Raw genomic sequence first — 26,024 nt, 5'->3', positions numbered from 1 at the left:
CCGGAATGGATCCGCTCGCACTAGCCCTCGTTGAACTGGGGGCCGTCGTCTTCTGCCTCGGTCTCCTGGCTCGACTAGCGGGCCGAATCGGCATGTCCCCCATCCCCCTCTACCTCGTGGGTGGCTTGGCCTTCGGTGCCGGCGGGTTCGTCAAGCTGGACGGCATGCATGAGTTCGCCCACCTCTCCGGCGAAATCGGCGTCATTCTGTTGTTGCTTATGCTCGGGTTGGAATATACGGCGTCGGAGCTGGTCACCGGGCTCCGGCGATCCTGGCAGGCCGGCGTCATGGATTTCGTCCTCAACTTCATTCCCGGCGCCGGGTTGGCAGTCCTTCTGGGCTGGGGACTTGTGGGCGCCATCGTGATGGGTGGCGTTACGTATATCTCGTCATCCGGCATCGCGGCCAAGGTCATCACCGACCTGGGACGGATCGGTAACCGCGAAACTCCCGTGGTGCTGTCCATCCTCGTTTTCGAAGACCTGGCCATGGCCATCTATCTTCCAATCCTCACCGCCATCCTTGCCGGCGTCGGATTCCTTGGCGGCCTGCAGACCGTGGGCATTGCGCTTGCCGTTGTCACTGTCGTCCTGATCATCGCGCTCAAGCACGGCCATCGGGTGTCGCAAGCCGTTCACAGTGAGAACTCCGAGGTCTTCCTGCTCAACGTCCTGGGACTCGCGCTGCTGGTGGCCGGCATCGCCTCCGCACTTCAGGTCTCTGCTGCGGTTGGTGCCTTCATGTTGGGAATTGCCATCTCCGGCGCCACGGCCCACAACGCGACACGGATCCTGGAACCGCTACGGGATCTCTTCGCCGCTATCTTCTTTGTGGCCTTCGGACTCAACACCGATCCCACGTCCATTCCGCCCGTTCTTGGTTGGGCTCTGGTGTTGGCCGTCCTCACGTCAGCTACCAAGATGGTCACCGGGTTCTGGGCCGCCAAGCGTGCCGGCATCGCGGTGCCCGGCCGTTTCCGTGCGGGCGCGGCGTTGATCGCCCGCGGCGAATTCTCCATCGTCATCGCCGGCTTGGCCGTTGCTTCCGGCGCCGTGCCGGACGAGCTCGCAGCACTCGCCACCGCGTACGTCCTCATCATGGCCATCCTGGGCCCGCTCGCCGCACGCTTCGTGGAGCCCGTGGTCAAGGCTCTCCGGAAAACGCCCGGCGCACCCCCGCGAACACCTGAACGCGCCCCGGCCTAGTCTCTCCGCGGGGGCGGCATCTCGCGTGAACGCACTCCTCAAACTCCCGAGAACCCACCCCTCGGCGCAAGGAGAGAAACGCTAGATGGATGTCCGGTGGAAGTTCTGGTGGCTGCGGCTGGCGGTGGGGCCGCGCTGGCCCTGGTACCGGTTGCCGTATTCGCCGGAACCGTAGGGGTGCTCTGCCGATGACGTCAGGCGGAAGAAGCACAGCTGGCCGATCTTCATTCCCGGCCACAGCTTGATGGGCAAGGTTGCCACGTTGGAGAGCTCCAGCGTCACGTGACCCGAGAAGCCGGGATCGATGAAGCCGGCCGTGGAGTGCGTCAGCAGGCCCAGCCGCCCCAGGGACGACTTCCCCTCAAGACGTGCAGCGATGTCGTCGGCGAGGCTGACAGTTTCGTAAGTGGAGCCCAGGACGAATTCACCGGGGTGCAGGATGAAGGGTTCGTCGCCTTCCACCTCCACCAGCCGGGTCAGTTCAGGCTGTTCCTCGGCGGGGTCGATGTGGGCGTATTTGTGGTTGTCGAACAGCCGGAAGAACCGGTCAATACGGACGTCCACGGAAGACGGCTGCACCATCGCGGGGTCGTACGGCTCGAGAACAATCCGTTGGGAGTCTATTTCGGCACGTATGTCGCGGTCAGAGATCAGCACAGCATCAAAAATACCCCATGCGTCCAACACGGCATGCATTGTCCGGGCCGCCCCGTGGGACTATAGTTCCCGGACATGTAGAACCGCGCCCGTACCTGGGGGCAACGAGCATTCGCGGGGTAATTGTGAAAAAACTGGCAGCGCCGGCCGCTATTGTGCTGGCCGGAGCGTTGGCCCTTGTCATTGCCGGGTCCAGCCAGATCCTTCCTGCCACCCAGGCGGTCCCGGACGGGACCACCACCCCGTCCGCGAGCGTCCCCTCGGGTCTGACCGCCCCCGAAGGAAGTACGACGCCGGACACCGCACCTTCGGCGGGCGCCCCCGCGGCCGGCGAAAGTTCCGACCCCGCCACAGTGACCACTCAGGAACCCGAACCGGAAAGCGAAGCGCCGGGCAGGCCCATAGCTGTGGACCCGGTCATCGAGACGCCGCCGCCCGTGCCGAATATCGGTCCTTCGTGGGGTCCGGATGGGCCTTACTCGGAGTCCCCGAGCCCCAGCGACCCCGCCGTTCCCGCCCCGGATCCCGGTGGGCCGGCCCCGGACCAGCCGCAGTCACCGTCCGCGACCCCGACGCCGTCAGCACCCGCAGCAGGCCCACTGCCGTCAAGCTCGCCGTCGCCAACAGCCACACCCACGACGTCGCCGTCGCCAACAGCCACGACCTCCCCTTCCCCCACAGCCACACGCACACCTTCCGCGTCCCCCACCCCCACCCCGACACCAACTCCGAGCACCACCGCAACGCCATTCCCGGGCAAGGCCCCCAGCAGCGATCCCAATCTGGACAACGGCGCCCTGGCGCTTCTCCCGGACAGCAACACGGCCGCCATCCTGACGGTGTTCAACGCGATCAACAATTACCGCGCGTCCCTCGGCCTGGCACCGGTGAAGTACCACGCAACGGTGGCCAGCCTGGCCCAGGACTGGTCCAACAACATCGCCTCGCGTGAAGTGATCCAGCACCGTGCAAACTTCTGGACCGACCCCCGGGCGCTCAATCCGAACAACGGTGCGGGCGAAGTTATTGCGGTCCGTTGGGATCGTGATGCCGCCCAGCTGGTGGAGTGGTGGAAGGGTTCCCCCGGCCATGATGCCCTGCTGCGTGATCCCCGCTTCAACGTGATGGGCATCGGCATCACGTACACGGACGGCAACTGGCAGACCACCCCCAACCGCTACACACTCTGGGGTGTGGTGAACTTCTTCGGCTACACCACGTTGCCCGCCGGAACCACAACACGGCCCGGCGGAACCGTCACGCCTCCTGCCGATCCTGTGGGTGTCTGCGAACCGGATGCCAAGCACCAACCGCCCACAGTGGACCTCAAGGCGGCATCGATCCGAAGCGCCGCGGACCTTGTATCCATCGGCTCCGACGGCGGCGTCTACTCCTATCAATCCTTGGGCAACGCCAAGTACGGCGCTGCCCGCAAGATCGGGGTCGGCTTCACGGGCCTCAAGGAGCTCTTTGTCTCGGACTGGGACCGTGATGGCGTCTTCGACCTCATCGCCCAGCGCAACGACGGCGCCTTGTTGGTTTATCCGGGCCGCCAGACAGGTGGCTTCGGATCGCCGGGGGTGCTGGGCCACGGCTGGCAGTCCTTGAACATCTCGGTAGGCAACTGGTGTGCAAATAACCGCTTGCCGCAGATCGTCGCCATGGACGGATCAGGCGGTCTCTGGTTCTACAAGAACTCAGGGATGACGTACATCCGTACGCAGGCTGCCATCGGTACGGGTAACCCGGCGGTGAGGCTCAGCATGGTGGATTACAACGCCGATGGATTCCAGGATCTTCTGACTGTCGAAGCCAACGGCTCCCTGAGGTTGTATCGCGGCAGCGGCCTGGCCACCCCCAAGCAGGAAGCCAGGCCTGTGGTGGGCGCGGCTTGGACGGACTACTCCGGGCTGCGCGCACTGCAGGGAGTCACCGGAGCGGGAACCACTGGCATCGCGGGCCTAGGCACCAACGGGGTACTGGAGTACTGGGACCTCACCTCTGGAAGGCTTACGACGCCGGTGGCGGTCGGCGGCGGTTGGAACGGCTTCAAGCTCGCTCAGTAGCCGTATGACGGCGGCTCAGACCACCGAGCGCGACTCCATGACGGTTTTCAGTTGCTCCAGTTGGGCCACTTCGCCCTCCATGGTCTTCTGGATCATGCCGTTCATGAGCTTCTGCAGGCCTTTGGGGTGGTACTCCAGCGCAAACCTGAGCCGCGTGGTTGCACCCTCGGTACTGAGGTAATAGCCACCCGTGGGCCTGGCAGGTCCAGCCACCACGGCGAACCGGACTTCCGCTCCGGGCCGCGCTTCGGTGATCTTGAAATCTGCGGCTATGGGTCGGCCGCCCGGACCGTTGATGGTCTGCTGGTAGAGCGCGCCCTTCTGCCCGCGGATGCCGGACCGCACCGAAATGCTCCGGATACCTGAGCGCCACAAGGAGTTGTTCAGGCCGTCCATCAGGAATCCGTAGACGGTCATGGCGTCCCGGCTGATCACCACTTCATAGGCTGCGAATGCCACGGATACCTCTTTCGGCGTACGGTTCGATGTCGTAGCCCGGTTCCCCATACGCTGCAGCTAACACCTTCAGAATAGTCAGCGGATGGCCCGCCGGCACATATCGGGGACGAGCCTTGACCGAATGGTTATGAGGCGGTGTGGAAGGTTACGGCTGACACACCCGGCCCCGCGCGGTAGAGTTCCCGAGGCTGCAAAAAACCGAATTGGGGGCGTTATGCGGGTTCTGGATCATCAATCATTTGCACGGAAAGCCCGACGACGGCTGGCTGCCGGCGCGGCTTTCCTCGCCGTTGCGGTGGGGACCGGGGTGCTCTCAGCAGCGCCCGCAGTGGCCGTGGCACCGCCTGCGGCGGCCATCGCCACGGTGGCCAAAGCGGCTGTGGCCAAAGCGGCGGTACCGACAACTGCTAACCCGCTGCCGAGCGTGGACCCCATTGGGAACCCCGCCAGCATTTCTGTGCTGGTCAACAAGTCGAGGCCCCTGAATCCGGCGAGCTACGCCCCTAACGATCTCATCAACGCCCGCGGCTCAGGCCAATACATGCGGGCTGAAGCTGCCGCCTGGCTCAACGGCCTGTTTCAGGGAGCGGCGGATGCGGGGACGGGCGGCTTGTCGATCGTGAGCGGCTACCGGTCTTATGCCCAACAGCAGCAGGTGTATTCCTATTACGTCAGCATCTACGGGCAGGCCTACGCGGACACCATCTCGGCACGGCCCGGCTACAGCGAGCATCAGACAGGCCTCGCCATGGACATCGGCAACGCAGCAGGAAACTGTGGTCTGAGCACCTGTTTCGGAGACACGGCAGCGGGTAAGTGGGTTGCCGCGAACGCCCATAAATACGGGTTCATCGTCCGCTATCCCAACGGCTACACGGGCACCACCGGCTACAGCTACGAGCCCTGGCATTTGCGCTATGTGGGTGTTGCCTTGGCTACTGACATGAACCGGCGTGGGTTCCCCACCCTGGAGCACTACTTCGCCGGGAACACGGCAGCCGCGGCCAGCATCAAGTCCGGTGCCGACTTGGTGGCCGCCGACTCTTCGGGTCGTTTGCTGCGCTACCCGGCGACGGCGGTGGGCAGTTACGCGGGTGCCGTCCAGATTGGTTCGGGCTGGACAGGCCTGAAGCAGGCCTTCGTGGTGGATTGGGACATTGATGGCGTGTACGACATCCTTGCGCAGTGGAACAACGGCGTCCTTGGTGTGTATCGAGGCCTTCCCGGCGGTGGCTTTGCCGGCCAGGTTGTTGTTGGCAACGGTGGCTGGGATCGCATGACCATCACCGTGGGTAAGTGGACACACGCACATGGCCGGCCCGGCGTCGTCGGATATTTCCCGGACGGTGTCCTGCGCTACTACCCCAACACCTTCGGTGGTGCGCTCAGCAGCCCGCAGATCATCGGCAAGGGTTGGAACGGCATGGAACTGACCATTGCCGATTGGGAAGGTGACGGCGCCAATGACATCCTGGCGCGGACCGCTTCCGGCGCCCTGATCAATTACCGTGGCGATGGTTGGGCTGGCTTCTACGGACCTGCCACCACCGTGGGCACTGGCTGGCAATACATGCGCGTGCTCGCCCCGAATTTTGGGCTGACTGGCGCTGGCACCCGCGGCATCACTGCGCAGACAGCCGACGGCAACCTCTACAACTATGGTTTGGGCCGAGGCCAGTGGACAACCTACAGCCAGGTGGGCTCCGGCTGGAACGGCTTGAAACTGTTCAAGTAGGCCTTCGCACTGCCAGCGGTGTGCCTGTCATGAGGGTCCTCGCAACTGCGCTAAGCTAGGACTCGCTCGGGGGATTTTTCCCGGGCATTGCGGGCGTAGCTCAATGGTAGAGCGCTAGCTTCCCAAGCTCGATACGCGGGTTCGATTCCCGTCGCCCGCTCAAAGAAAACCCCGGATCCAGCGATCCGGGGTTTCTTTTGTTCCAAGCAAGAACCGTTCGACGGCGGCACTCGCCAATCGGGGCCGCGCACCCGTCGACTGGGAGGCCACGCGAGCCTACACTCGTACGTACATCCACCTATCCGGGAGGTCCTCCAATGACTCTCACCGACGGGGAGGCGGGTCCACTCGCCGTTATCAACCGCCTGCTGGAAGCCACGAACAAGCACGATTTGGAAGCCTTGGCAGAGTGCTTTGCGCCGGGCTACGTGAATGAAACGCCGGCACACCCGACAAGGGGTTTCACAGGACGGGACACCATTCGCAGCAACTGGGAGCAGCTCTTCACGGGTGTGCCGGACATTGCTGCCCGCATGCTGGCCCACAGTGTCAGTGGCAGCAGCGTGTGGACCGAACTGCATCTGACGGGCGCCCGCCGTGACGGCACCCCGCACGAGATGACCGGTGTCATTATCTTCGGCGTGGACGAGGGCATCATCAGCAGTGCCCGTTTCTATCTTGAACCTGTGGAGAAGGTGGCCACCGTGGACGATACCGCGGACCGTGTCACCCATAGGGTCACGCACGGCCGTCCGGCGGTACAGCCGACGCAGTGACGCCGGCCAGTCTCTGGTGACTCCGGCCACAGGGCTATCCGGGTAGGTGTATCGTCAGGAGTCAGGAGCCATTTCGGTTCCGCTCTAGGGAGCAAACATGGGCGACAAATCACCGCGCCAAACCGCATCAAAGAAATCCAGTAAATCCATCAAGGAAAAACGTGCGGACAAGAGGGCTTCCGAGTCCTCCGCCACCGAGGCCGCAAAGCCCTCTACCGGCAACAAGAAGTGACCGCGCCAACTGGCCAGCTGAGCATAGGCGTCCTTGCTACCTCGCTGAAACCCAACGAGCGGCGCCTGCCGATCCACCCGCAGCATTTGGAACGCATCGCCCCGGAAGTGCGCCAACAACTACGTTTTGAGTTTGGCTACGGCGAACGCTTCGGTGTCCCGGACAGCAAGCTCGAATCGCTGGTGGGCGGACTGGGCACTCGCCAGGAACTGATCGCCAACAGCGACGTGATCCTCCTGCCGAAGCCGCAGGCCCAGGACCTGGCCGAACTCCGCGACGGCCAGACTCTCTGGGGTTGGCCACATTGTGTTCAGGACCGGGCTATCACGCAATTGGCCATCGACAAGAAGCTCACCCTGATCGCCTTTGAGGCCATGAACCACTGGGCCGGCGATGGTGGTTTTGGCCTGCACGTTTTCCACAAGAACAACGAGCTCGCCGGGTATTGCTCCGTGCTGCATGCGTTGGCCCTGACTGGTTCCACTGGTGACTACGGCCGCCGGTTGAGTGCTGTGGTGATTGGATTCGGGGCAACGGCCCGCGGTGCAGTCACTGCGCTCAATGCCCACGGCGTCCACGACGTGCAGGTGCTGACCAACCGGGGCGTCGCCGCCGTCGGGTCCCCGATCCACTCGGTACGGATTGTACAGTTCGACCACGACAGCAAGGCCCCGTTTCTCAGCGAGGTCATCACGAACAACGGTCGCAAGCCATTGGCACCGTTCCTGGCTGCGGCGGACATCGTGGTCAATTGCACCCTGCAGGACCCGAACGCGCCGCTGACCTACTTGCGGACCGAAGACCTGGCGGAGTTCCAGCCGGACAGCTTGATCGTCGACGTTTCCTGCGACGAAGGCATGGGCTTCAGCTGGGCGCGGACCACCACGTTCGACCAGCCTATGTTCCGCGTGGGCGGACACGTCAACTACTACGCGGTGGACCACAGCCCCTCCTATCTTTGGAACTCGGCCAGCTGGGAAATCAGCGAGGCCTTGCTGCCCTTCCTGGACACTGTGGTGGCGGGCCCGGACGGGTGGGACGCCAACGAGACCATCTCGCGCGCCATCGAAATCCGCGAGGGCGTAATCCGTAACCCGGACGTATTGGAGTTCCAGGGTCGCTCGGCGGAGTACCCGCACTTGCCCACCGCCTGACGAAACACAAAAGGCAGCGCCCGCGGTTCATCGCAGGCGCTGCCTTTCTCTAAACTGTCTGCGGCTCCTGAACGATCCGCAGCACCCGCCGCCGGTCCCGCAGGTCCACCTTCAGGTGCAGGGAAGACTTTCGGGCCAGTACGACGGCGACTACCGCAGCCGCGATGGCCGGCACACCGCCGGAAACGAGAACTGCCAGGTGCGGACCGAGGTGCTCGGCGAGCCAACCCATCATGGGGCCGCCGATTGCCTGGCCGCCGATGAGTACCACCAAGTACAGGCTCATGACGCGCCCGCGGATGCTCATGTTGGAGCTGGTCTGCACCATTTGGTTGGCCGCGGTGAGGAACATGAGGCACCAGAATCCTGCCAGGACCATGGTGACGCTGAACCACACCATGGTGGGCATGACCGAGGACACGCAGAGCATCAATCCGTACAACCCGGCTGACGTCACTACCGACCGTAACCGCAACTGGCGGCGACGGGTCGACGCAACCGCGCCCGCCAGTGCACCGAGCGCAACCATGGCGTTCAGCAGGCCGTAGCCTCCGGCACCGGCGTCGTACACGTGGTCCGCAAAGGCTGCCAACAGCACTGGCAGGCTCATCGCGAAAACTGCCACGAAACCGGCCATCAACCACGGCCAGTAGATGGTGGGCTTGCTGAGCGCATAGTTGAGGCCTTCGCGCAGCATGCCCTTCTTGCGGGGTGTGGGCTGGCTGATGTGCAGCTGGTCCTTGCGGAGGATGAGCAGCATGGCAACCGTGGAGCAGCAGGCAACGGCATTAGCGGCGAAGGCCCAACCGGCGCCCACGGCGGTCAACAGGACACCGGCCAGCGCGGGGCCGATCAGGCCGCCGAGCTGGAACGTCGTGGAGTTCACGCTGATGGCGTTGCGCAGGTACTTGGGCCCGACGAGTTCGTTGACGAACACCTGCCTTGCCGGCTGGTCCAGGACGGTCACGAAGCCAAGCGCCAGTGCGATGACGTAGACGTGCCAGACCTCGACGCGCTGGCTCAAGGAAAGGAATGCCAGCACGGCTGCGAGGACCGCTGCCGCCGACTGGCAGATGATGAGGATCTTTCGCTTGGCGAAGCGGTCGGCAATCATGCCGCCCCACGGACCAAGGAAGAGTGACGGCATGAACTGAAGCGCCACGGTGATGCCCACCGCTGTGACCGACCCGGACAGCTGGAGGACCATCCAGTCCTGGGCAATGCGCTGCATCCAGATGGCGATCACGGCAATGAAATGGCCGATTGCGAAGATTCGGAAGTTGGGAACCTTCAGGGAAATGAACGTGTGCCGCCAGGGCAGCTTTTCACTCACGACGGCGAGTGGCTGGGTGACGGTGTCCGGCGGCTGAGGCGCGGATAAGGAATCGATGACGGGCTGGCTGACATTTGCCGCTGAAGGCGGTGGGGGTGCCAAAAGTAGTCCTCGGATGAGAGTTTCGGTGGGATGCGTTTAACGCTATGGTTGCCAGCAGCAATTATGGAAGCGTATTGCGCCTATAACTAGCATTGCGGAATGCAATGACCCCGCTGCACTGGCGCAGTACTCCGGCCCGGCGCTGACCTGCGCCTTAGGAGTCCCGTGTTCGAACCTGTCCAGCTCCGATCCTTTTTGGCGGTTGCGGAAACCCTGAGTTTCACCAAGGCCGCCGAACGGCTCGGACTGGCCCAACCCACGGTGAGCCAGCACGTCCGCAAGCTCGAAGCGGCAGCCAAGCGCGTACTCGTCGCCCGTGATACCCGTGAAGTCAGGCTCACCGACAACGGCGATGCGATGGCCGGCTTCGCCCGCAGCATCCTCGCTGCCCACGACTCCGCCGCCAGGTACTTCTCCGGCTCGGCCATGCGCGGACGACTCCGCTTTGGCACCGCCGACGACCTCGCTATCACTGGCCTCCCCCGGATTCTTCGCGAATTCCGGCAGCTTTACCCGCAGATCAACTTGGAACTCACCGTCAGCCAAAGCGACCAGCTCTATAAGCGACTGAACGCCGGGCAGCTGGACCTCGTATTCGTGAAATGGGTGGCAGGCGCGAAGGAAGGGACGGTGGTCCGGCACGACAACTTCGCCTGGGTTGGAGTCGAGCAGACCGTCTTGGAACCCGGCGCACCCGTCCCACTCATTGCCTACCCGGCGCCCAGCCTCAGCCGGAAACTGGCCATCGACGCCTTGGAGGCCGAGGGCCGGACGTGGCGGATTACATGCAGCACCAAGCAAATCAGCGGCGTGCTCGCCGCGGTACGGGCGGGCATCGGCGTAGCTGTGATGCCGGCGTCGCTGGTTCCCGAGGACCTGAAAGTCATCACTCAGCGGTTTGGCCTGCCGCCGGTGGGAGACGTGGATTTCACCCTGATCCGCAACCCGCTCGCCAACGCCGAGGTGATCGACGCCCTCACCCAGGCGATCATGGGGCGGACGTTGAGCAAGTCGAGCTAGAGGCCGGACCGGTTCGCAACCCCGGCCGTAGTACGCTCGCCCCATGACCCACGCCAAGCTCACGCAACCGTCATCAAGCTTTCACGCCTCCTGGCTGGAAAGTTACGACGAGTGGGGGACCCTCGACCAAGACGGTTCGGCAGCATTCCTGGCCGCGCGGTACGACCTCAATCTCCGCGAGGGGGGCCATTTCTCGCAGTGGGTGGACCTACTCCATCAGATGCCCAGGGCGGAATTTTCGCCACCCGAAGGCCTGGCCAACCAGACCACCATTTGGGTCACCGACGGCGTGGCTTACTTGGGCGCTGCCAGCCTAAGGCACTCCTTGGCGAATGAATACCTCAAGGAAGTTGGCGGGCACATCGGCTATGGAATCAGGCCAAGCGCCAGAGGTAACGGCCTGGCCAAACTTGCCCTCAACGGCGCCCTCCAGGAGGGACGCTCGCTGGGGATGGAGCGCGTGCTGGTGACCTGCAAGCAGCCCAACCGGGCCTCTGCCCGCACCATTGAGGCTTGCGGCGGCGTGCTTGAGGCCATCCGACCGCCGGCGAGCTTCGCTCCGGCCTTGGGAGTCACAGAACCGATCTGCCGCTATTGGTTCACTCTTTAGCGGCGTTCGCTTTTGTTCAGCAGGCGATACGCCCTTACCGGGTAAGCGCATTCCCGGTATCCTGTGAAGCATGATCGACCTCACCACCTTGGCTGACCTCACGCCTGGCATCTGTTCCGTCACCCTTCGCGCGCACGGCATTGATGATGTGGTCCGCATTTCCTCGGAGGCCGGACTGGCGGGGATCGAGTGGGGCACCGATATCCATGTCAGTGACGCGGAATCAGCCGCGCACGCCAAGGAGGCTACGGAAGCAGCCGGGCTGAGTGTCCTGTCACTTGGCTCGTACTACCGTTGCGGAGCATTCGGAGACTTCACCGGCGCCCTGGACATTGCCACAGCCTTGGGCGCCCCAAGAATCCGGGTATGGGCGGGGGAACTCGGTTCCGCAGACGCTGGCCGGGAACACTGGGATGCCGTGGTGAAGGACACTCAGCGGATCGCGGACCTCGCGTCCGAACGCGGAATCGCCATCGCGTTCGAGTACCACGGCCGAACCCTGACGGACTCCCCCGCCACCACCCTTGAACTTCTGGACAGGGTCGGCCACGCCAACGTCGGCACCTATTGGCAGCCCGCCGTCGGGCTTTCGGACCAGCAAGCCCTTGAGTCCCTCCACGACGTCCTCCCGCACCTTGTGGGCGTCCACTGTTTCTCCTGGGGACCGGAGGCCGAGCGATATCCGCTGCGCGGCAGGAAATTGTTGTGGCAGACCGTCTCCGACGTCCTGCGCGGCAACGGCAAGGACATGGACATCATGCTGGAGTTCGTCGAGGACGACCTCCCGGACAACGTGCTCAACGACGCCGCTTTCCTGCACACCATCGCCCTGGGCGAGGACTAAACCGCCCAGCCCATTCGACGGAGCCAACCGGCGCAGAGGCCCGTCCACTGGTCAGCGCCGGGTGTTCCCGCCGCAAGACCAATGCCGTGAATTCCGCTGGGGAACACGTGCAATTCTGCGGAAACGCCGGCCCTGCTGAGCGCCCCGGCGTAGGCAAGGCTGTGGCTGACGGGGACCGATTCATCGTCGGCGGTGTGCCAGAGGAATGCGGGCGGCGTGGCGGCGGTGACGTGCAGCTCGGCGGAGAGCTCATGGAGAACTTCACCGGCCGCACCCGCTCCGGCCAGGTTGTCCACGGATCCCTGATGCACCGAGTCCACGAAGGAAATCACGGGATAGCAGAGAATGCTGAGGTCCGGCACAGAACCTGAAGTGTCCAAGGCAGGATCTCCCGTAGCTACCTGCACCGACAAGGTGGCAGCGAGGTGCCCGCCGGCCGAGAAACCGAGGACACCCACTCGCTCCGGATCAACACTCAGCCCATGCGCGCCTTCGCGTATCCACAACATGGCTTCCTTGGCGGCGGCCAGGGACACCGGATGCCGATTCGGCGCTACTGGATATCGCAGCACGAAGGCGTGGATTCCCAACGAAGCCAGCCATTCAGCCACAGGTTCGGCTTCATGGTCGGCCTGCTTGGCATAGCCACCGCCGGGAAACACCAGGACCGCAGGCGCAGCAACAACGGAACGCCCGACGGCGGGAACTACCGTGAGTGCGTGAGGCGCCTTAGCCAACGTGGGGGTCATACCTGCGATTCCACCGGAGTTTCCGTGCTGCGGCGGAGCTTGACCACGCCGCTGACTGGAGGCGTGTCGGTATCGCCCGCAGCGAGACGGCCGATGTCCTCCAGCGGCAGGTGCACCGTGGACAGGGCGGGCCGGAAGTCGCGCAGGGTTTCGATATCGTCAAAGCCGGCAATGGTGGCATCGCGGGGAATCCATACACCTTCAGGCCGCAGGGCGGCGGTGACTCCAATGGCCATCACGTCGTTCACCGCGAAGATGCAGAGCCGCGACTCGGAAGCCTTGATTCTGTCCGCGAGGGCCAATCCGGCGTCATAGCCTCCGGCTCGGTTGAAGCCGGTGCGGATGACCTCGGCGGCGGGCTTTCCGGCCTCGGCCAGCCCACGTTGGAAACCGCGGACCCGGTCGTCGGAGGTGTACAGGCCTTCCGGGCCCGCAATGATCAGGAAGGCACCTTCGTGCGAGGCGGCCAATTCAGCGGCCAGGCCGGCAGCGAGTTCCTCGTTGGGGACCTTCACCACGTGGTAGCCCTCGGAGACGGAAGCGCCAACGATCGGATGCCCCACCACTCCTACATGCCCACCATTGCGGCAGTAGCGGTCCAACTCGGCGGCGAGCTCGGCGTTGCCCTGCTGGTCCTCCGCCCTGACCGAACGTGAACCGGCAATCACGATGGAATCCGCGCGACGCGCAGCGAACGCCGCGACCGCTTCTTTTTCGTCGAGCGAAGCGCCGGACGTGCTGGCGAGCAGCACCATCCGGTTTTGTTGGCGCGCGGCATCCTGGACGCCGCGCGCGATGGCAGCGAAGTAGGGATCAGCGATGTCGTGGACAATCAATCCGATCAGCCCGGAGCTGGACTTGGCCAGCGCCTGGGCCTGCGCGTTGGGAACATAGCCGAGCTTGTCGGCGGCTGCTCGGACCCGTTCGGCAATGTCCTCGGCCGGCTTACGGGACGAGCCGTTGAGGACCCGGGACGCCGTGGCCAGGGAGACCCCGGCCAAACGGGCAACTTCACTCAGTGTGCTGGCGGCCACGGGGCCCTCCTTTTCTGCAAGCGTCGGGACTGGCGCTAAGGAAATTATGGCAGTTCTTCACGAGTTTTGGGAAAGCGCTTGCCAACCCGGCGCGCCATGGTGCATGATCGATGGCAACGGGAATGCGCTTTCCCATCTGAAATCGGCAAGCACCGGCATCCGCACAGCGACCGGCACACAAGGCACTGGAGAAAACATGGGCTACGAAACAAAGACGATCCGCATCGCCATGAACGGCATCACCGGCCGTATGGGCTACCGCCAGCACCTGCTGCGGTCCATCCTCCCCATCCGTGACGCAGGCGGCTTCACTCTTGAAGACGGCACCAAGGTCCAGGTTGAACCCATCCTGGTTGGCCGCAACGAAGCCAAGATCCGTGAGCTGGCCGAACTCCACAAGGTTTCCGAATGGACCACGGACCTGGACGCAGTCATCGCCGACCCCACCGTTGACATCATCTTTGACGCCTCCATGACCAGCCTCCGCGCCGCCACCCTGAAGAAGGCCATGCGCGCCGGCAAGCACATCTTCACCGAGAAGCCCACGGCCGAGACCCTCCAGGAAGCCATCGAACTGGCACAGATCGGCAAGGAAGCCGGAGTCACCGCCGGCGTTGTGCACGACAAGCTGTACCTCCCCGGCCTTGTGAAGCTCCGCCGTCTGGTGGACGAGGGCTTCTTCGGCCGCATCCTCTCCATCCGTGGCGAATTCGGCTACTGGGTCTTCGAAGGCGACGTCCAGGCTGCACAGCGTCCGTCCTGGAACTACCGCAAGGAAGACGGCGGTGGAATGACCACGGACATGTTCTGCCACTGGAACTACGTCCTTGAAGGCATCATCGGCAAGGTCAAGAGCGTCAACGCCAAGACCGCCACGCACATTCCCGCTCGCTGGGACGAGGCCGGCAAGGAATACAAGGCAACCGCTGACGACGCTTCTTACGGCATCTTCGAGCTCGAAACCCCGGGCGGCGACGACGTCATCGGCCAGATCAACTCCTCCTGGGCCGTCCGCGTCTACCGCGACGAACTGGTTGAGTTCCAGATCGACGGTACGCACGGTTCCGCCGTCGCCGGTTTGAACAAGTGCGTTGCGCAGCAGCGCGCCCACACCCCCAAGCCTGTCTGGAACCCGGACCTGCCCGTGACGGAATCCTTCCGCAGCCAGTGGCAGGAAGTGCCCGCCAACGCTGAACTGGACAACGGCTTCAAGCTGCAGTGGGAAGAATTCCTGCGCGACGTCGTCGCAGGCCGCGAGCACCGCTTCGGCCTGCTCTCCGCCGCACGCGGCGTGCAGCTGGCCGAACTCGGCCTGCAGTCCTCTGCTGAGCGCCGCACCATCGACATCCCGGAGATCACCCTCTAATGACGTCACTGATTCTTCCCACTGACGACGGCGGCACCCGCGAGTACCGCCTTCAGCCCGCCACCTCCTGGATCAAGCCGACCGCTCCGTTGACGGCCCGCCGCGCCTACGCCGCAGCGCACGTCATCCCCGAGGTAGCTGCAGACAACACCCCCGGCGCCCCGGCGCAGCTCGACTGGGATGCCACCTTGGCATACCGCCACGAGCTGTGGTCCTACGGGCTTGGCGTTGCCGATGCCATGGACACCGCGCAGCGCGGCATGGGCTTGGACTGGGCCGCGACCCAGCAGCTCATCAAGCGCACCGGCGCCGAGGCCGCTTCCGTGGTGGCTGCGGGCAACGCCGCCATCACCGGTAAGTCCGTCCGCGACCTCGTTTCCTGCGGCGCGGGAACGGACCAGCTGGACATCACTGCACTTCCCGAGGGCGCTGCGGGCATCCAAGCCGTCGTCGACGCCTACCGCGAGCAGATCGCGGTCGTCAGTGAAGCTGGCCCCAAGGTCATCCTCATGGCGTCCCGCGCGCTGGCCAAGGTTGCCAACGGTGCCGACGACTACCTGCACGTCTACTCGACGCTGCTCCAGGAAGTCGATCAGCCGGTCATCCTGCACTGGCTCGGCACCATGTTCGACCCCGCACTGGCCGGCTACTGGGGCTCCGACGACGTCTCCGTCGCCACCGAAACGTTCCTCAGCCTCATCCGCGAGCACTCGGACAAGGTTGACGGCGTGAAGGTGTCGCTGCTGGATGCCTCGCACGAGGTCGCCCTCCGCGCCAACCTTCCGGAAGGCGTCCGTCTCTACACCGGCGACGACTTCAACTACCCGGAACTGATCGACGGCGACCAGACGCACCACTCGGACGCACTGCTGGGCATCTTCGCTGCCATCTACCCGGCCGCTTCAGTCGCCTTGCAGAAGTACGACGCCGGCCAAGGTGCTGAAGGGCGCGCCATCCTGGACTCCACGCGTGAGCTTGGAAAGCACATCTTCAGCGCGCCGACGTTCTACTACAAGACCGGCATCGCGTTCATGTCCTGGCTCAACGGCAAGCAGCCCGGTTTCCAGATGGTGGGTGGCCTGCACTCGGGCCGTTCGGTCCTGCATTTGGCCAAGACCTTCGAACTGGCCGACCAGGCCGGTTTGCTGAAGGATCCTTCCCTGGCTGCGTTCCGCATGTCGGACTTCCTGCGGATCAACGGGGTGGGCGCATGAGCACGGACTTCTCACGACTTTCGCTGAACAGTGCAACCACCAAGAAGTGGACCCTGGCCGAAGCTGTGGATGGTTGCGCCCGCGCCGGCATCCCCGCGATCGGTCCGTGGCGTGACCGCGTGGCCGAGGCTGGCTTGGACAAGGCTGCCAAACTCATCAAGGACGCCGGCCTCCGGGTGTCCTCGTTGTGCCGCGGTGGTTTCCTGACCGCTGCCGACCCCGAGGGCCAGGCAGCCGCACTCGCTGACAACTTCGAGGCCGTCCGCGAAGCCGTTGCCCTCGACACCCAGGAGCTGTTCCTGGTGGTCGGCGGGCTCGCTCCCGGCGAGAAGGACGTGGTCGCCGCCCGCCAGCGTGTGGCCGACCGCCTCGAAGAACTGGTGCCTTTCGCCTCCGAAAACGGCGTCCGTTTGGTGTTGGAACCCCTGCACCCGATGTACGCCGCTGACCGCGCACTCATCTCCACCCTTGGCCAGGCACTGGATCTGGCCGCGCCGTACGACGCGAAGGCGGTGGGCGTCGCCGTCGACACTTTCCACGTGTGGTGGGACCCCGAGCTGAAGGCGCAGATCGACCGCGCCGGGCGCGAAAACCGCATCGCCTCCTACCAGGTGTGCGATTTCAACCTGCCGATCGCTGCGGACGCGCTGTTGTCCCGCGGCATGATGGGCGACGGCGTCATCGACTTCGGCACCATCGGCACCTGGGTCAGGGACGCCGGGTACAAGGGCGACATCGAAGTTGAAATCTTCAATCAGGAAATCTGGGACACCGATGGCGACACCGTCCTGGAAACCATGAAGCAGCGCTACGCGGAGCTCGTCCTCCCGTTCGCCTAACCACGTGATCCTCCCGCGGATGCCCTAAGCTCCGCGGGAGGATCGCTCCAAAGCCAGCGGGCTCCTGCCAAGGTCACGGCAGGGGCCCGCTTTTTTGTCTACGCCACGGGCACTGTGGCATGGCCGGCAGCGGCTGCCCTCTTGTGTCTGCTGTGAGTCGTCGGACGGCCAGGTGAGATAAGTGGTACACAGCTGAAACATTGCGTCGACGCGAGGAAACAATGGCCACCTACGCTGGTTTTACCTGGACAAGGACGTCCACGACACCACTGAAAGGACACCACCATGATGCTCTTGAAGACACTGAACTTTTTCCTCGACGCCAGCGGCAGCCACAGCGGATCCGGCGATTCCACCAGTGAGCCCGCGCCTGTCTTTGCTACGGAACGCCTCACGTCCAGCGCTTGGGAGGGCTGGTGGGACGACGCCGATCAGGGCTTCCCCGCCGAAGCGTGACAGCCCAAGTAGTCGTGCAGGACCCGGCGGACCCGGGCATCAGACGGGCAGACATTCACGAGTACCTGATCGAAGGACTCGAAGCCCCACCAGGCTTAGGAGGCTCGCGTAGCGAGCTGGACCCGGGCCTTCGGCAGGCCGATGAAGGTGACGGATCCGCCGTCGGGCCCTTGCAGTTCCAGCCTGACGCTCCGTGAGCCTTTGTTCGACTCCACGGAATTGACGCGGAAGTCCTGACCCTTGATCTGCACGGTGTCACCGTTCTTGATGCCTTTGAGCTTCTTAAGCCGGGCGGTAGATTCCATTCCGGCTACTTGCTCCTCTGCGGCTCGTCGCCATGGGTTTCGCGGATTTCCTCGCCGTCCCGAATGACTTCGTCTTCCTTTTTCTGCATCTTGTCGCTCTTCTTGGTATCGCGGGGCGGCAGTTGGATGCTCTCTTCTGCTTCAATGCCTCCCTGCAACTGGCGGCCGCGCTCCATCTCGGCGTCGAATTCCGCGCCGAACAGCAGTGACATGTTGAGGATCCAGAGCCACAGCAACATGATGATCACGCCCGCCAGGGCGCCGTACGTCTTGTTGTAGTTGCTGAAGTTCGCTACGTAGAACCCAAAGCCCAAAGATGCGAGGGCGAAAATCACCAACGCGATGAGGGAACCCATGCTCATCCAGCGGAACTTGGGCTGCTTGACGTTGGGAGTGAAGTAGTAGAGCACCGCGATGATGGCCACCACGATGAGAATCAGGACCGGCCACTTGGCGATGTTCCAGACGGTCAGGAACGCCTCGGACAATCCGATGACACCGCCGATCGTTTCTGCAACGGGGCCACTGAGGACCAGCATGGCCGCCACCAATGCAGCGCCCACAACAGCCACAACCGTGACCGCGAGCATCGTGCCACGCAGCTTGATGAAGCCGCGCCCTTCGTCCACTTCGTAGACGCGGTTCATCGCGCGGCTGAAGGCCGTGACGTAGCCGGAGGCCGACCACAGCGCCACCACAATGCCGAAGACCAGCGCAAAGCCGGCCGCGTTGGACTGGGTCAGCTCCTCGATGGGCTGCCGCAAGGTGTCAACGCCCGGTCCGGGCGCGAACTGCTGGACGATATCCAGCAGGGCGGACGTGGTCTTTCCCGCATCGCCAAAAATTCCCAACAGGGAGACCAAGGCCAAGAGCGCAGGGAAGAGGGCCAGGACACCGTAGTAGGTGAGACCTGCTGCTGCATCCGGGCATTGGTCCTTGGTGAATTCCCGTAAAGTCCGCTTGGCAATGTACATCCAAGTGGGCTTGGCCAGGTCGTTGGGACTATCCGGCTTGCGTGAGTCTTCCGGGGAGGGCGCCGTCTGCGCTTTGGTTGTGCTGGTGTGGGCTGAGTCGTGTGTAGGCATGAGCACTCGTTCGTGGGGGTAGTTTGCGCGAACAACTGACCCACCAATAGTAAGCATGCTGATGATTCTTTGGAAGAACCCGCGCCGATTTATCGCCTGCGCCCCCGGAAGACTACCGCGGAGCCCACCCACCCCACCAAGCCGAGGCCAAGGCACCACGCCACCGCGGACCAGCCCGAAGTCCCGGCGTCACCACCCAGCAGGAAGGCCCGGAGTGCTTCTGTGACGGGGGTAAACGGCTGGTGCTCAGCGAATCCCTGCAACCATGCGGGCATGGTTTCAGGCTTCACGAACGCGCTGCTGACATAGGGCAGGAAAATGGTGGCACTGGTCAAACCACTGGCAGCTTCCGGGCTCAGGAGCAGCCCCGCCAAGGTGGACAACCACGTGAAGGCAAGGACGAACGCCAGGAGCAAGGCCGCCGCTGCGAACGCACTCCCCAAGGTAGGCTGTGGCCGAAATCCCAGGAGCAGGGCGCAGGTAATTAGCACTGCACTGGTGGCCAGATTCCTGAGGGTGCTCGCCACAACATGTCCCGCCAGCACCGTGGAGCCGGCAATGGGCATGGTTCTAAACCGATCCACCACCCCGGACTTGACGTCCTGGGCCACACTGACAGCAGTCTGCGACGAGCCGAACGCTGCACACATGAGCAGCAGGCCGGGCATCACGTAATTCACGTACCCGCCACCGGTTTGGATGGCACCGCCAAAAACCCAGACGAAGGCAAAAAGGATACCCACCGGGACCATCAGTGAGATCACAATGGAGTCCACGGTCCGCATCGTCCGGAAAACTTCACGCCGGACCATGGTCCCGGTATTGGCGACATAGAGGGATGCCGAGGTCATTGGTTCGCCTCCTGCTTGGTAGTCAACGCCAGAAAGACGTCGTCCAACGTGGGCTTGATGATGGCGATACTGTCGGCAGCACAGCCCGCGGCGCCCAGGGTACTCACCACCGAGGTGATGACCGCAGCGGTGTCGGCTGTCGCGATGCGCAGGGTGAGGCGCTCGCCATCCTGGTCGGCCTCACTGCCGCTTGCCTCAAGAAGTGCCACGGCCCTGGCGAAGTCGTTCGGGTCTTGGAACCCGAATTCCACATGGCCAACGGGAACCAACCGCTTCAGTTCTTCGGCCGTTCCCAGCGCAACGATGCGTCCTTCATTCAGCACCGCGATGGAGTCGGCCAGCTGATCGGCTTCTTCCAAGTATTGGGTGGTCAGGAATACCGTGACCCCTTGCTCCGATAAAGTGCGCACCGCACTCCATACCGCCAGCCTGCTGCGGGGGTCCAATCCCGTGGTGGGCTCGTCAAGGAACAGAACTTCCGGGCGCCGCACCAGGCTCATGGCAAGATCCAGGCGCCGAACCATGCCGCCGGAGTAGGAGGAGACCTTGCGGTCCGCGGCATCCTGGAGATCGAAGACTTTCAGCAGCTCGTCGGCCCGGCCACGGGCATCCTTGCCACCCAAGCGGAGCAATCGGCCGATCATGGCCAGGTTTTCCCTGCCGGTCAGGAAGTCATCCACCGCGGACGACTGACTGGTGACGCTGAGAAGGTCCCGGACGGCGGCACTTTGGCGTCCGACGTCGAACCCTCCTACGGCGGCCGACCCGCCGTCGGCTCGCAGGAGCGTGGTGAGGACCCCAACGAGCGTGGACTTGCCGGCGCCATTGGGGCCCAGAAGGGCGAAAACAGCACCTTCGGGAACCCTCAGGCTGACGCCATCCAACGCCGTCTTGTGGCCATAGCTCTTGCGGAGGTCAGATACATCCAAAGCTGGTCCTGCATTCATCATCCATCCCATCGAGTGTTTACGGCATAAACTGTTTATAGCATAAACAGTTTATGTGTGTATACCCGAAACAGTTAGGCTGGCCGTGAAGGAAGGAAGCCATGCCACAGAAAGACCCAAGCCTCACGGACCTGCCTCCGGGCGTCGCCATTGCGTGGGGGCTCGACCGACCGTCTACTCGTGGGGCAAAAGCGGAGCTGAGCCCCGCACGGATCATCGAGGTGGCCATACGACTCGCCGACAAGGAAGGCCTGGCAGCTGTTTCCATGGCCCGGGTTGCCAAGGATTTGGGCTTCACCACCATGTCCTTGTACCGACACCTGCGCTCCAAGGAAGAGCTGCTGGTCCTGATGGTGGACGCTGCGTTTGGCGATCCGGACCTCGCCGCGCCGGAGGTCGGGGACCGGGCGGAGCCCGACTGGCGAACCGCCACCCGGAGATGGGCCAAAGCCATCGAGCAGCGATACAGGGAGCATCCCTGGATTCTGGACTACCCCGTCACCGGGCCACCCGCCTCACCCAACGAGCTCCTCTGGCTGGAACAGTTGCTGCGCGCTCTCGCACCAACCACCTTGACGGCCTCAGAGAAGTTGAACTCCGCCCTCATGCTGGCCAACCTGGTTAGGTCCAGCACCCGAATGGAACTCGATGTGGCGGACAACGACACCCCGGACGCCTTTGAAGCGTACGTGGGCTTGCTCTTCCAACTCCTGGACCCGGAACAACACCGTGAAGTCCTGGGACTGTTCAGCGACCCCGAGCTGGCCGTGATGGAAGATGCCGGAGATGAACTCAGCTTCGCGCTGGAGCGCTATCTGGACGGTATGGAAGCGCTGATGGCGCGCCGCGGCTCCGGCGCGGACCAGCCCGGGTAGCCAACGGCAGCCCTACGCCAGCTTGCCCGCCAGCAGGAACTCAAACGGGGACTCAATGACAGACCGGATCACTTGGCCGGCAGCACCAAGGAGCGTCCCGGAGTGCTCCAAGCCGGAGACCGTGAGGTTGGCAGGATCCAACAGCCCTGGGGCGTAACGCTCCAGGCTGCCCAACAGCGCCGGCCTGAGCCACTCCCCCAACACGGCAAAATGGCCACCCAGCACTACGGCTTCGATATCCATCAACCGTGCAGAGGAGGCGAGCGCGACGCCCAAGTACCGCCCGGCGTCGTGAACCGCCTGAGTGGCCCGCGGATCCTTCCTCCGCAGGGCCGTGAGGAGCAGTTCCGTACGTTCACCCAACGTGCCGTCGGGTGTGCCCGCGGCCTCAAAAATGGCTTCCTGGCCGGCGAACGTTTCCAAACACCCCGCCCCGCCGCAGGAACAGGCGGGACCTTCCGGGTGCACCACAATGTGGCCCAGTTCGCCCGCAGATCCACCCGGCCCTGTATAGAGTTCCGAGCCGATGATGACGCCGCCGCCGACGCCCACTTCACCGGAGACATACAGGAAGTCCGCCTGGCCACCGCCATACCAAAGCTCTCCCAGGGCGGCACTGTTGGCCTCATTGGAGAGCCTGACGCCCAGCGGAGCACCTTCCAGCAGGGACCGCGGATTCAGCTGTTCGTTTTCCCAATGAAGGTTCGGAGCGGAAAGCACCACGTTTCGCTGCTGGTCCACCAAACCCGGAACGGCCAATCCGCCACCCAAGATGGCAATGTTTTCGGCTGCAGCCGCAGCTTTCGCTTCAGCCGCAAGCCCCCCAAGGCGTTCCATCACCTTTGCAGGCGCCAAGCCCCTGTTGCGCGATTCAACAGCTGAGTGGAACCGCAGGTTTCCGCCGAGGTCCACCAACCCCACGGCCAGGTAGTCCACATTAATCTCCATGCCAATTACGCCGCGATGCGAGCTGAGCTCCAAGCCCTGGCCGGGCCTTCCCCTCTCACCATCGCGGTAGAGGCCCACTTCGGACACCAGCCCGGACTCCACGAGGTCGGCAACGAGGCTGGACACGGCAGCTTTGGTCAGCCCCGTTCCAGCGGCCAGTTGCGCACGGCTTGGCTTGGCATCCCCCGTTCGAGCGATCGAGTCCAGTACCAACGAAAGATTTCGACGGCGGACGTCGCCTACGCGTCCGGGCGCGGTTGCCTCATTCACGGGCGTGGGACCTCCCTGCGGATTCGAAGTTTTTTTGCTGACTTCCATTGACCATGATCCATCATCCCCCATATAGTTCAGATTGAAAACTAATTGGAGTGGAAAACTTCCACACCTCCCCAGTGCTTTGCAAAGGAGCAAAAATGACCCCGCAGCCCACCCCCCAGGACCGCTTCACCTTTGGCCTTTGGACCGTCGGTTGGACTGGCGCTGATCCCTTCGGTGTAGCTACCCGCCCCGCATTGGATCCCGTGGAAGCCGTACACAAGCTCAGTGAACTCGGGGCGTATGGCATCACCTTCCACGACAATGACTTGATCCCCTTCGACGCCACCGCCTCCGAGCGCGACCTGATCTTGAAGAACTTCAAGGCAGCATTGGCGGAGACCGGCCTGAAGACTCCGATGGTGACCACCAACCTCTTCAGCCACCCGGTCTTCAAGGACGGCGGATTCACTTCGAACGACCGTGCCGTTCGCCGCTTCGCGCTGAGCAAGATCCTTCGTAACATCGACCTCGCCGCTGAACTGGGCGCCGAGACGTTCGTCATGTGGGGAGGCCGCGAAGGCAGTGAATACGACGGTTCCAAGGACCTCTCCGCAGCGCTGGACCGCATGAAGGAAGGCGTGGACACCGCGGCCGGCTACATCAAGGAAAAGGGCTACGGCCTGCGCATCGCCCTTGAGCCCAAGCCGAACGAACCCCGCGGCGACATCTTCCTGCCCACCGTTGGCCACGGCTTGGCGTTCATTGCGCAGCTGGAACACGGCGACATCGTGGGCCTCAACCCGGAGACGGGCCACGAGCAGATGGCCGGCCTGAACTTCACGCACGGAATTGCACAGGCCCTGTGGGCCGGAAAGCTCTTCCACATCGACCTCAACGGGCAGCGCGGTATCAAGTACGACCAAGACCTCGTCTTCGGACACGGCGACCTCACCAGCGCTTTCTTCACCGTGGACCTGCTGGAGAACGGCTTCCCCAACGGCGGACCGAAGTACGACGGCCCCCGGCACTTCGACTACAAGCCGTCCCGCACCGATGGCTACGACGGTGTGTGGGAATCAGCCAAGTCCAACATGTCCATGTACCTCCTGCTGAAGGAACGCGCCCTTGCTTTCCGTGCGGATCCCGAGGTCCAGGAAGCGCTGGCCACCTCGGGCGTGTTCGAGCTGGGCGAGACCACCTTGAACGCCGGCGAGACCACCGCGGACCTGCTGGCTGACGCCAGCGCGTTCGAAACGTTCGACGCCGACAAGGCCGCCGAGCGCTCGTTCGCTTTCGTCCGTCTCAACCAGCTGGCCATCGAGCACCTGCTCGGTTCCCGCTAACCACTCCATCCACCTCAACCCCGTCGACGGGCTTGCCAGGATTATTCTTTGGCAAGCCCGGCGCCGGTCCCCCCAAAGGAACAAACGCATGCCTCTCGTAGCCGGGATCGATAGCTCCACCCAGTCCTGCAAGGTGGTCATCAGGGACACAGCCACGGGGGCCTTGGTGCGTCAGGGCCGGGCCTCCCATCCTGACGGCACGGAGGTCCACCCCGAACACTGGTGGACTGCCCTGCAGGAAGCGATCTCACAGGCCGGTGGCCTGGACGACGTCGAGGCCGTGTCCATAGGCGGACAGCAACATGGCATGGTGTGCCTGGACGAATCCGGCGATGTGGTTCGACCGGCCCTGCTCTGGAACGACACCCGTTCGGCACCAGACGCTGACCAACTCATCATCGAAGCCGGTGATGGCGATGCTGCTGCCGGGGCCTCATTCTTGGCATCCAGCACCGGAACCGTCCCAGTGGCTTCCTTGACCGCCACCAAGCTCCGTTGGCTGGCCCGGAATGAGCCCGCCAACGCTCAGCGCACAGCCGCAGTGTGCCTTCCCCACGATTGGCTCTCCTGGCGCTTGGCCGGTCACGGTCCAGGGACCGGACCTCAGTCCTTGGAGCTGCTCAGGACCGACCGTTCCGACGCCTCGGGCACGGGCTACTTTTCGGCCATCACCGGGGACTACCTGCCCGATGTCCTCAAGAGCACCCTGGGCCATGTCCCGGTGCTGCCAACCGTCGTCGGACCTTTTGAAACTACGGGCAAGACTCCCACGGGCGCATTGATCGGTCCGGGCGCGGGCGACAACGCCGCAGCGGGCCTGGGCGTCAGTGCCGCCGTCGGGGACGTCGTCATTTCGATCGGCACATCGGGGACCGTGTTCGCGGTATCGGACGTCCCCGCCCGGGACGCTTCCGGTCTGGTGGCTGGCTTCGCGGACGCGACCGGAAACTTCCTTCCGCTTGCCTGCACGCTTAATGCCACCCGGATCTTCGACGCGACAGCTGCGCTGCTTGGCGTAAACCTCACGGAACTTGGAGAACTCGCGCTTTCCGCCCCGGAGGGAGCCAACGGCCTGACACTTGTTCCGTATTTCGAGGGTGAACGGACGCCCAACCTTCCCGATGCCTCGGGTTCCCTCCACGGCCTCACTCTCTCCAACTACACCCCAGCCAACCTGGCCCGGGCTGCGGTGGAGGGTGTCCTCTGCTCATTGGCCGACGGTTTGGCAGCGTTGCAGGCACAAGGGGTCGCCGCGCAGCGCATCATCCTGGTGGGTGGCGGCGCCCAATCGGAAGCTGTGCAGCAGGTGGCTGCCTCAGTGTTCGGCCTGCCAGTGTTCGTCCCGAATCCCGGAGAATACGTGGCCGACGGCGCCGCCCGGCAAGCAGCCGGGGTTCTCACGGGGCAACTGCCTGATTGGGCGTTGGAAGGCGTCGAGGTGAGCCCCCTGAACTCTGATGGGCCAGCGCCCTTCCTGACGAGGTATCGGCGTTACGCCGCCGGGGTGGCCATGGGCTGATCAGCGCAGCTTGTGCTCTATCGTGACAGGGTGAGCTCTGAA

General features: G+C 63.8%; 26 protein-coding genes and 1 tRNA gene. 17 read left to right on the top strand and 10 right to left on the bottom strand.

Annotation, left to right across the window (positions count from 1 at the left end):
• Positions 1-5 precede the first annotated feature (5 nt).
• Positions 6-1,205 (top strand): cation:proton antiporter, encoded by a 1,200-nt coding sequence (locus FQP90_RS07900; protein WP_144649184.1) that lies wholly within the window; start codon positions 6-8, stop codon positions 1,203-1,205.
• Between the two features lie 81 nt (positions 1,206-1,286).
• On the opposite strand, the gene dcd is transcribed toward FQP90_RS07900, so the two are convergent.
• Entirely contained in the window at positions 1,287-1,862 is a 576-nt protein-coding gene (gene dcd / locus FQP90_RS07895) for a dCTP deaminase (protein WP_011776299.1), read from the bottom strand.
• A gap of 125 nt (positions 1,863-1,987) precedes the next feature.
• Between dcd and FQP90_RS07890 the strand changes: the two genes are divergently transcribed.
• On the top strand, positions 1,988-3,928 hold the full coding sequence (locus tag FQP90_RS07890) for a CAP domain-containing protein (RefSeq protein ID WP_244296595.1): 1,941 nt from the start codon (positions 1,988-1,990) through the stop codon (positions 3,926-3,928).
• 15 nt (positions 3,929-3,943) lie between these two features.
• Here FQP90_RS07890 and FQP90_RS07885 read toward each other — a convergent pair whose 3' ends face one another.
• A complete protein-coding gene (locus FQP90_RS07885) occupies positions 3,944-4,387 on the bottom strand; it encodes an SRPBCC family protein (protein ID WP_144649183.1) in 444 nt (147 codons plus the stop codon).
• A gap of 214 nt (positions 4,388-4,601) precedes the next feature.
• Here FQP90_RS07885 and FQP90_RS07880 point away from each other — a divergent pair, with 214 nt between their 5' ends.
• From FQP90_RS07880 to FQP90_RS07865, 5 genes are all read left to right on the top strand, one after another.
• Complete coding sequence (locus FQP90_RS07880; RefSeq protein ID WP_144649182.1) at positions 4,602-6,122, top strand: M15 family metallopeptidase; 1,521 nt, start codon at positions 4,602-4,604, stop codon at positions 6,120-6,122.
• A gap of 89 nt (positions 6,123-6,211) precedes the next feature.
• Positions 6,212-6,282, top strand: a tRNA-Gly gene (locus FQP90_RS07875).
• 157 nt (positions 6,283-6,439) lie between these two features.
• The gene (locus FQP90_RS07870; protein ID WP_144649181.1) at positions 6,440-6,898 is read left to right on the top strand and encodes a nuclear transport factor 2 family protein; all 459 of its coding nucleotides are present in this window, start codon (positions 6,440-6,442) and stop codon (positions 6,896-6,898) included.
• A 97-nt stretch (positions 6,899-6,995) separates the two neighbouring features.
• Complete coding sequence (locus FQP90_RS23755; RefSeq protein WP_011776304.1) at positions 6,996-7,130, top strand: hypothetical protein; 135 nt, start codon at positions 6,996-6,998, stop codon at positions 7,128-7,130.
• Positions 7,127-8,284, top strand: a complete 1,158-nt coding sequence (locus FQP90_RS07865) for a N(5)-(carboxyethyl)ornithine synthase (RefSeq protein WP_144649180.1) — start codon at positions 7,127-7,129, stop codon at positions 8,282-8,284. The genes FQP90_RS23755 and FQP90_RS07865 overlap by 4 nt, the downstream gene beginning before the upstream one ends.
• 49 nt (positions 8,285-8,333) lie before the next feature.
• Here FQP90_RS07865 and FQP90_RS07860 read toward each other — a convergent pair whose 3' ends face one another.
• Positions 8,334-9,719 (bottom strand): MFS transporter, encoded by a 1,386-nt coding sequence (locus tag FQP90_RS07860; protein ID WP_144649179.1) that lies wholly within the window; start codon positions 9,717-9,719, stop codon positions 8,334-8,336.
• A gap of 165 nt (positions 9,720-9,884) precedes the next feature.
• On the opposite strand from FQP90_RS07860, the gene FQP90_RS07855 reads away from it, so the two are divergent.
• The 3 genes from FQP90_RS07855 to FQP90_RS07845 all read left to right on the top strand — a co-directional run bounded on the left by FQP90_RS07855 (position 9,885) and on the right by FQP90_RS07845 (position 12,193).
• Positions 9,885-10,739 (top strand): LysR substrate-binding domain-containing protein, encoded by an 855-nt coding sequence (locus FQP90_RS07855; RefSeq protein WP_144649178.1) that lies wholly within the window; start codon positions 9,885-9,887, stop codon positions 10,737-10,739.
• Between the two features lie 43 nt (positions 10,740-10,782).
• Positions 10,783-11,349, top strand: a complete 567-nt coding sequence (locus FQP90_RS07850) for a GNAT family N-acetyltransferase (RefSeq protein ID WP_144649177.1) — start codon at positions 10,783-10,785, stop codon at positions 11,347-11,349.
• Positions 11,350-11,419: 70 nt separating this feature from the next.
• Positions 11,420-12,193, top strand: coding sequence for a sugar phosphate isomerase/epimerase family protein (locus FQP90_RS07845; protein WP_144649176.1), 774 nt, complete (start codon positions 11,420-11,422; stop codon positions 12,191-12,193).
• Here FQP90_RS07845 and FQP90_RS07840 read toward each other — a convergent pair.
• Both FQP90_RS07840 and FQP90_RS07835 read right to left on the bottom strand, forming a co-directional pair.
• Entirely contained in the window at positions 12,190-12,942 is a 753-nt protein-coding gene (locus FQP90_RS07840; protein ID WP_144649175.1) for an alpha/beta hydrolase, read from the bottom strand. The two genes, FQP90_RS07845 and FQP90_RS07840, sit on opposite strands and share 4 nt — an antisense overlap.
• Positions 12,939-13,976: a LacI family DNA-binding transcriptional regulator gene (locus tag FQP90_RS07835; RefSeq protein ID WP_144649174.1), complete on the bottom strand. Its 1,038-nt coding sequence runs from the start codon at positions 13,974-13,976 to the stop codon at positions 12,939-12,941. Before FQP90_RS07835 ends, FQP90_RS07840 begins: the two co-directional genes overlap by 4 nt.
• A 196-nt stretch (positions 13,977-14,172) precedes the next feature.
• Between FQP90_RS07835 and FQP90_RS07830 the strand changes: the two genes are divergently transcribed.
• From FQP90_RS07830 to FQP90_RS23260, 4 genes are all read left to right on the top strand, one after another.
• Entirely contained in the window at positions 14,173-15,342 is a 1,170-nt protein-coding gene (locus FQP90_RS07830; RefSeq protein ID WP_141284948.1) for a Gfo/Idh/MocA family protein, read from the top strand.
• On the top strand, positions 15,342-16,556 hold the full coding sequence (locus FQP90_RS07825; protein ID WP_144649173.1) for a dihydrodipicolinate synthase family protein: 1,215 nt from the start codon (positions 15,342-15,344) through the stop codon (positions 16,554-16,556). The genes FQP90_RS07830 and FQP90_RS07825 overlap by 1 nt, the downstream gene beginning before the upstream one ends.
• Positions 16,553-17,395 (top strand): sugar phosphate isomerase/epimerase family protein, encoded by an 843-nt coding sequence (locus FQP90_RS07820; RefSeq protein ID WP_144649172.1) that lies wholly within the window; start codon positions 16,553-16,555, stop codon positions 17,393-17,395. The genes FQP90_RS07825 and FQP90_RS07820 overlap by 4 nt, the downstream gene beginning before the upstream one ends.
• Positions 17,396-17,680: 285 nt before the next feature.
• The gene (locus FQP90_RS23260; protein ID WP_167510437.1) at positions 17,681-17,851 is read left to right on the top strand and encodes a hypothetical protein; all 171 of its coding nucleotides are present in this window, start codon (positions 17,681-17,683) and stop codon (positions 17,849-17,851) included.
• A 95-nt stretch (positions 17,852-17,946) separates the two neighbouring features.
• Here FQP90_RS23260 and FQP90_RS07815 read toward each other — a convergent pair whose 3' ends face one another.
• From FQP90_RS07815 to FQP90_RS07800, 4 genes are all read right to left on the bottom strand, one after another.
• Positions 17,947-18,156: a hypothetical protein gene (locus FQP90_RS07815; protein ID WP_144649171.1), complete on the bottom strand. Its 210-nt coding sequence runs from the start codon at positions 18,154-18,156 to the stop codon at positions 17,947-17,949.
• Between the two features lie 5 nt (positions 18,157-18,161).
• A complete protein-coding gene (locus FQP90_RS07810; protein ID WP_144649170.1) occupies positions 18,162-19,241 on the bottom strand; it encodes a YihY/virulence factor BrkB family protein in 1,080 nt (359 codons plus the stop codon).
• Between the two features lie 89 nt (positions 19,242-19,330).
• Entirely contained in the window at positions 19,331-20,092 is a 762-nt protein-coding gene (locus FQP90_RS07805; RefSeq protein WP_144649169.1) for an ABC transporter permease, read from the bottom strand.
• Positions 20,089-21,021: an ATP-binding cassette domain-containing protein gene (locus tag FQP90_RS07800; RefSeq protein WP_244296593.1), complete on the bottom strand. Its 933-nt coding sequence runs from the start codon at positions 21,019-21,021 to the stop codon at positions 20,089-20,091. Before FQP90_RS07800 ends, FQP90_RS07805 begins: the two co-directional genes overlap by 4 nt.
• A 119-nt stretch (positions 21,022-21,140) precedes the next feature.
• Here FQP90_RS07800 and FQP90_RS07795 point away from each other — a divergent pair, with 119 nt between their 5' ends.
• Positions 21,141-21,914 carry a TetR/AcrR family transcriptional regulator gene (locus FQP90_RS07795; RefSeq protein WP_144649167.1) on the top strand — a complete coding sequence of 258 codons (774 nt, stop codon included), beginning with the start codon at positions 21,141-21,143 and terminating at the stop codon, positions 21,912-21,914.
• A 12-nt stretch (positions 21,915-21,926) separates the two neighbouring features.
• Here FQP90_RS07795 and FQP90_RS07790 read toward each other — a convergent pair whose 3' ends face one another.
• Complete coding sequence (locus tag FQP90_RS07790) at positions 21,927-23,132, bottom strand: ROK family transcriptional regulator (RefSeq protein ID WP_244296591.1); 1,206 nt, start codon at positions 23,130-23,132, stop codon at positions 21,927-21,929.
• Positions 23,133-23,275: 143 nt separating this feature from the next.
• On the opposite strand from FQP90_RS07790, the gene xylA reads away from it, so the two are divergent.
• A complete protein-coding gene (gene xylA / locus FQP90_RS07785) occupies positions 23,276-24,463 on the top strand; it encodes a xylose isomerase (RefSeq protein ID WP_144649166.1) in 1,188 nt (395 codons plus the stop codon).
• Between the two features lie 88 nt (positions 24,464-24,551).
• Complete coding sequence (xylB, locus tag FQP90_RS07780; protein ID WP_144649165.1) at positions 24,552-25,982, top strand: xylulokinase; 1,431 nt, start codon at positions 24,552-24,554, stop codon at positions 25,980-25,982.
• The last annotated feature ends 42 nt before the right edge of the window (positions 25,983-26,024 follow it).

Source organism: Paenarthrobacter nitroguajacolicus, assembly GCF_007786235.1.
GTDB lineage: Bacteria > Actinomycetota > Actinomycetes > Actinomycetales > Micrococcaceae > Arthrobacter > Arthrobacter nitroguajacolicus_A.
The sequence above is the reverse complement of the archived record's forward strand: the minus strand, read 5'-3'. Positions and strand labels throughout refer to the sequence as shown.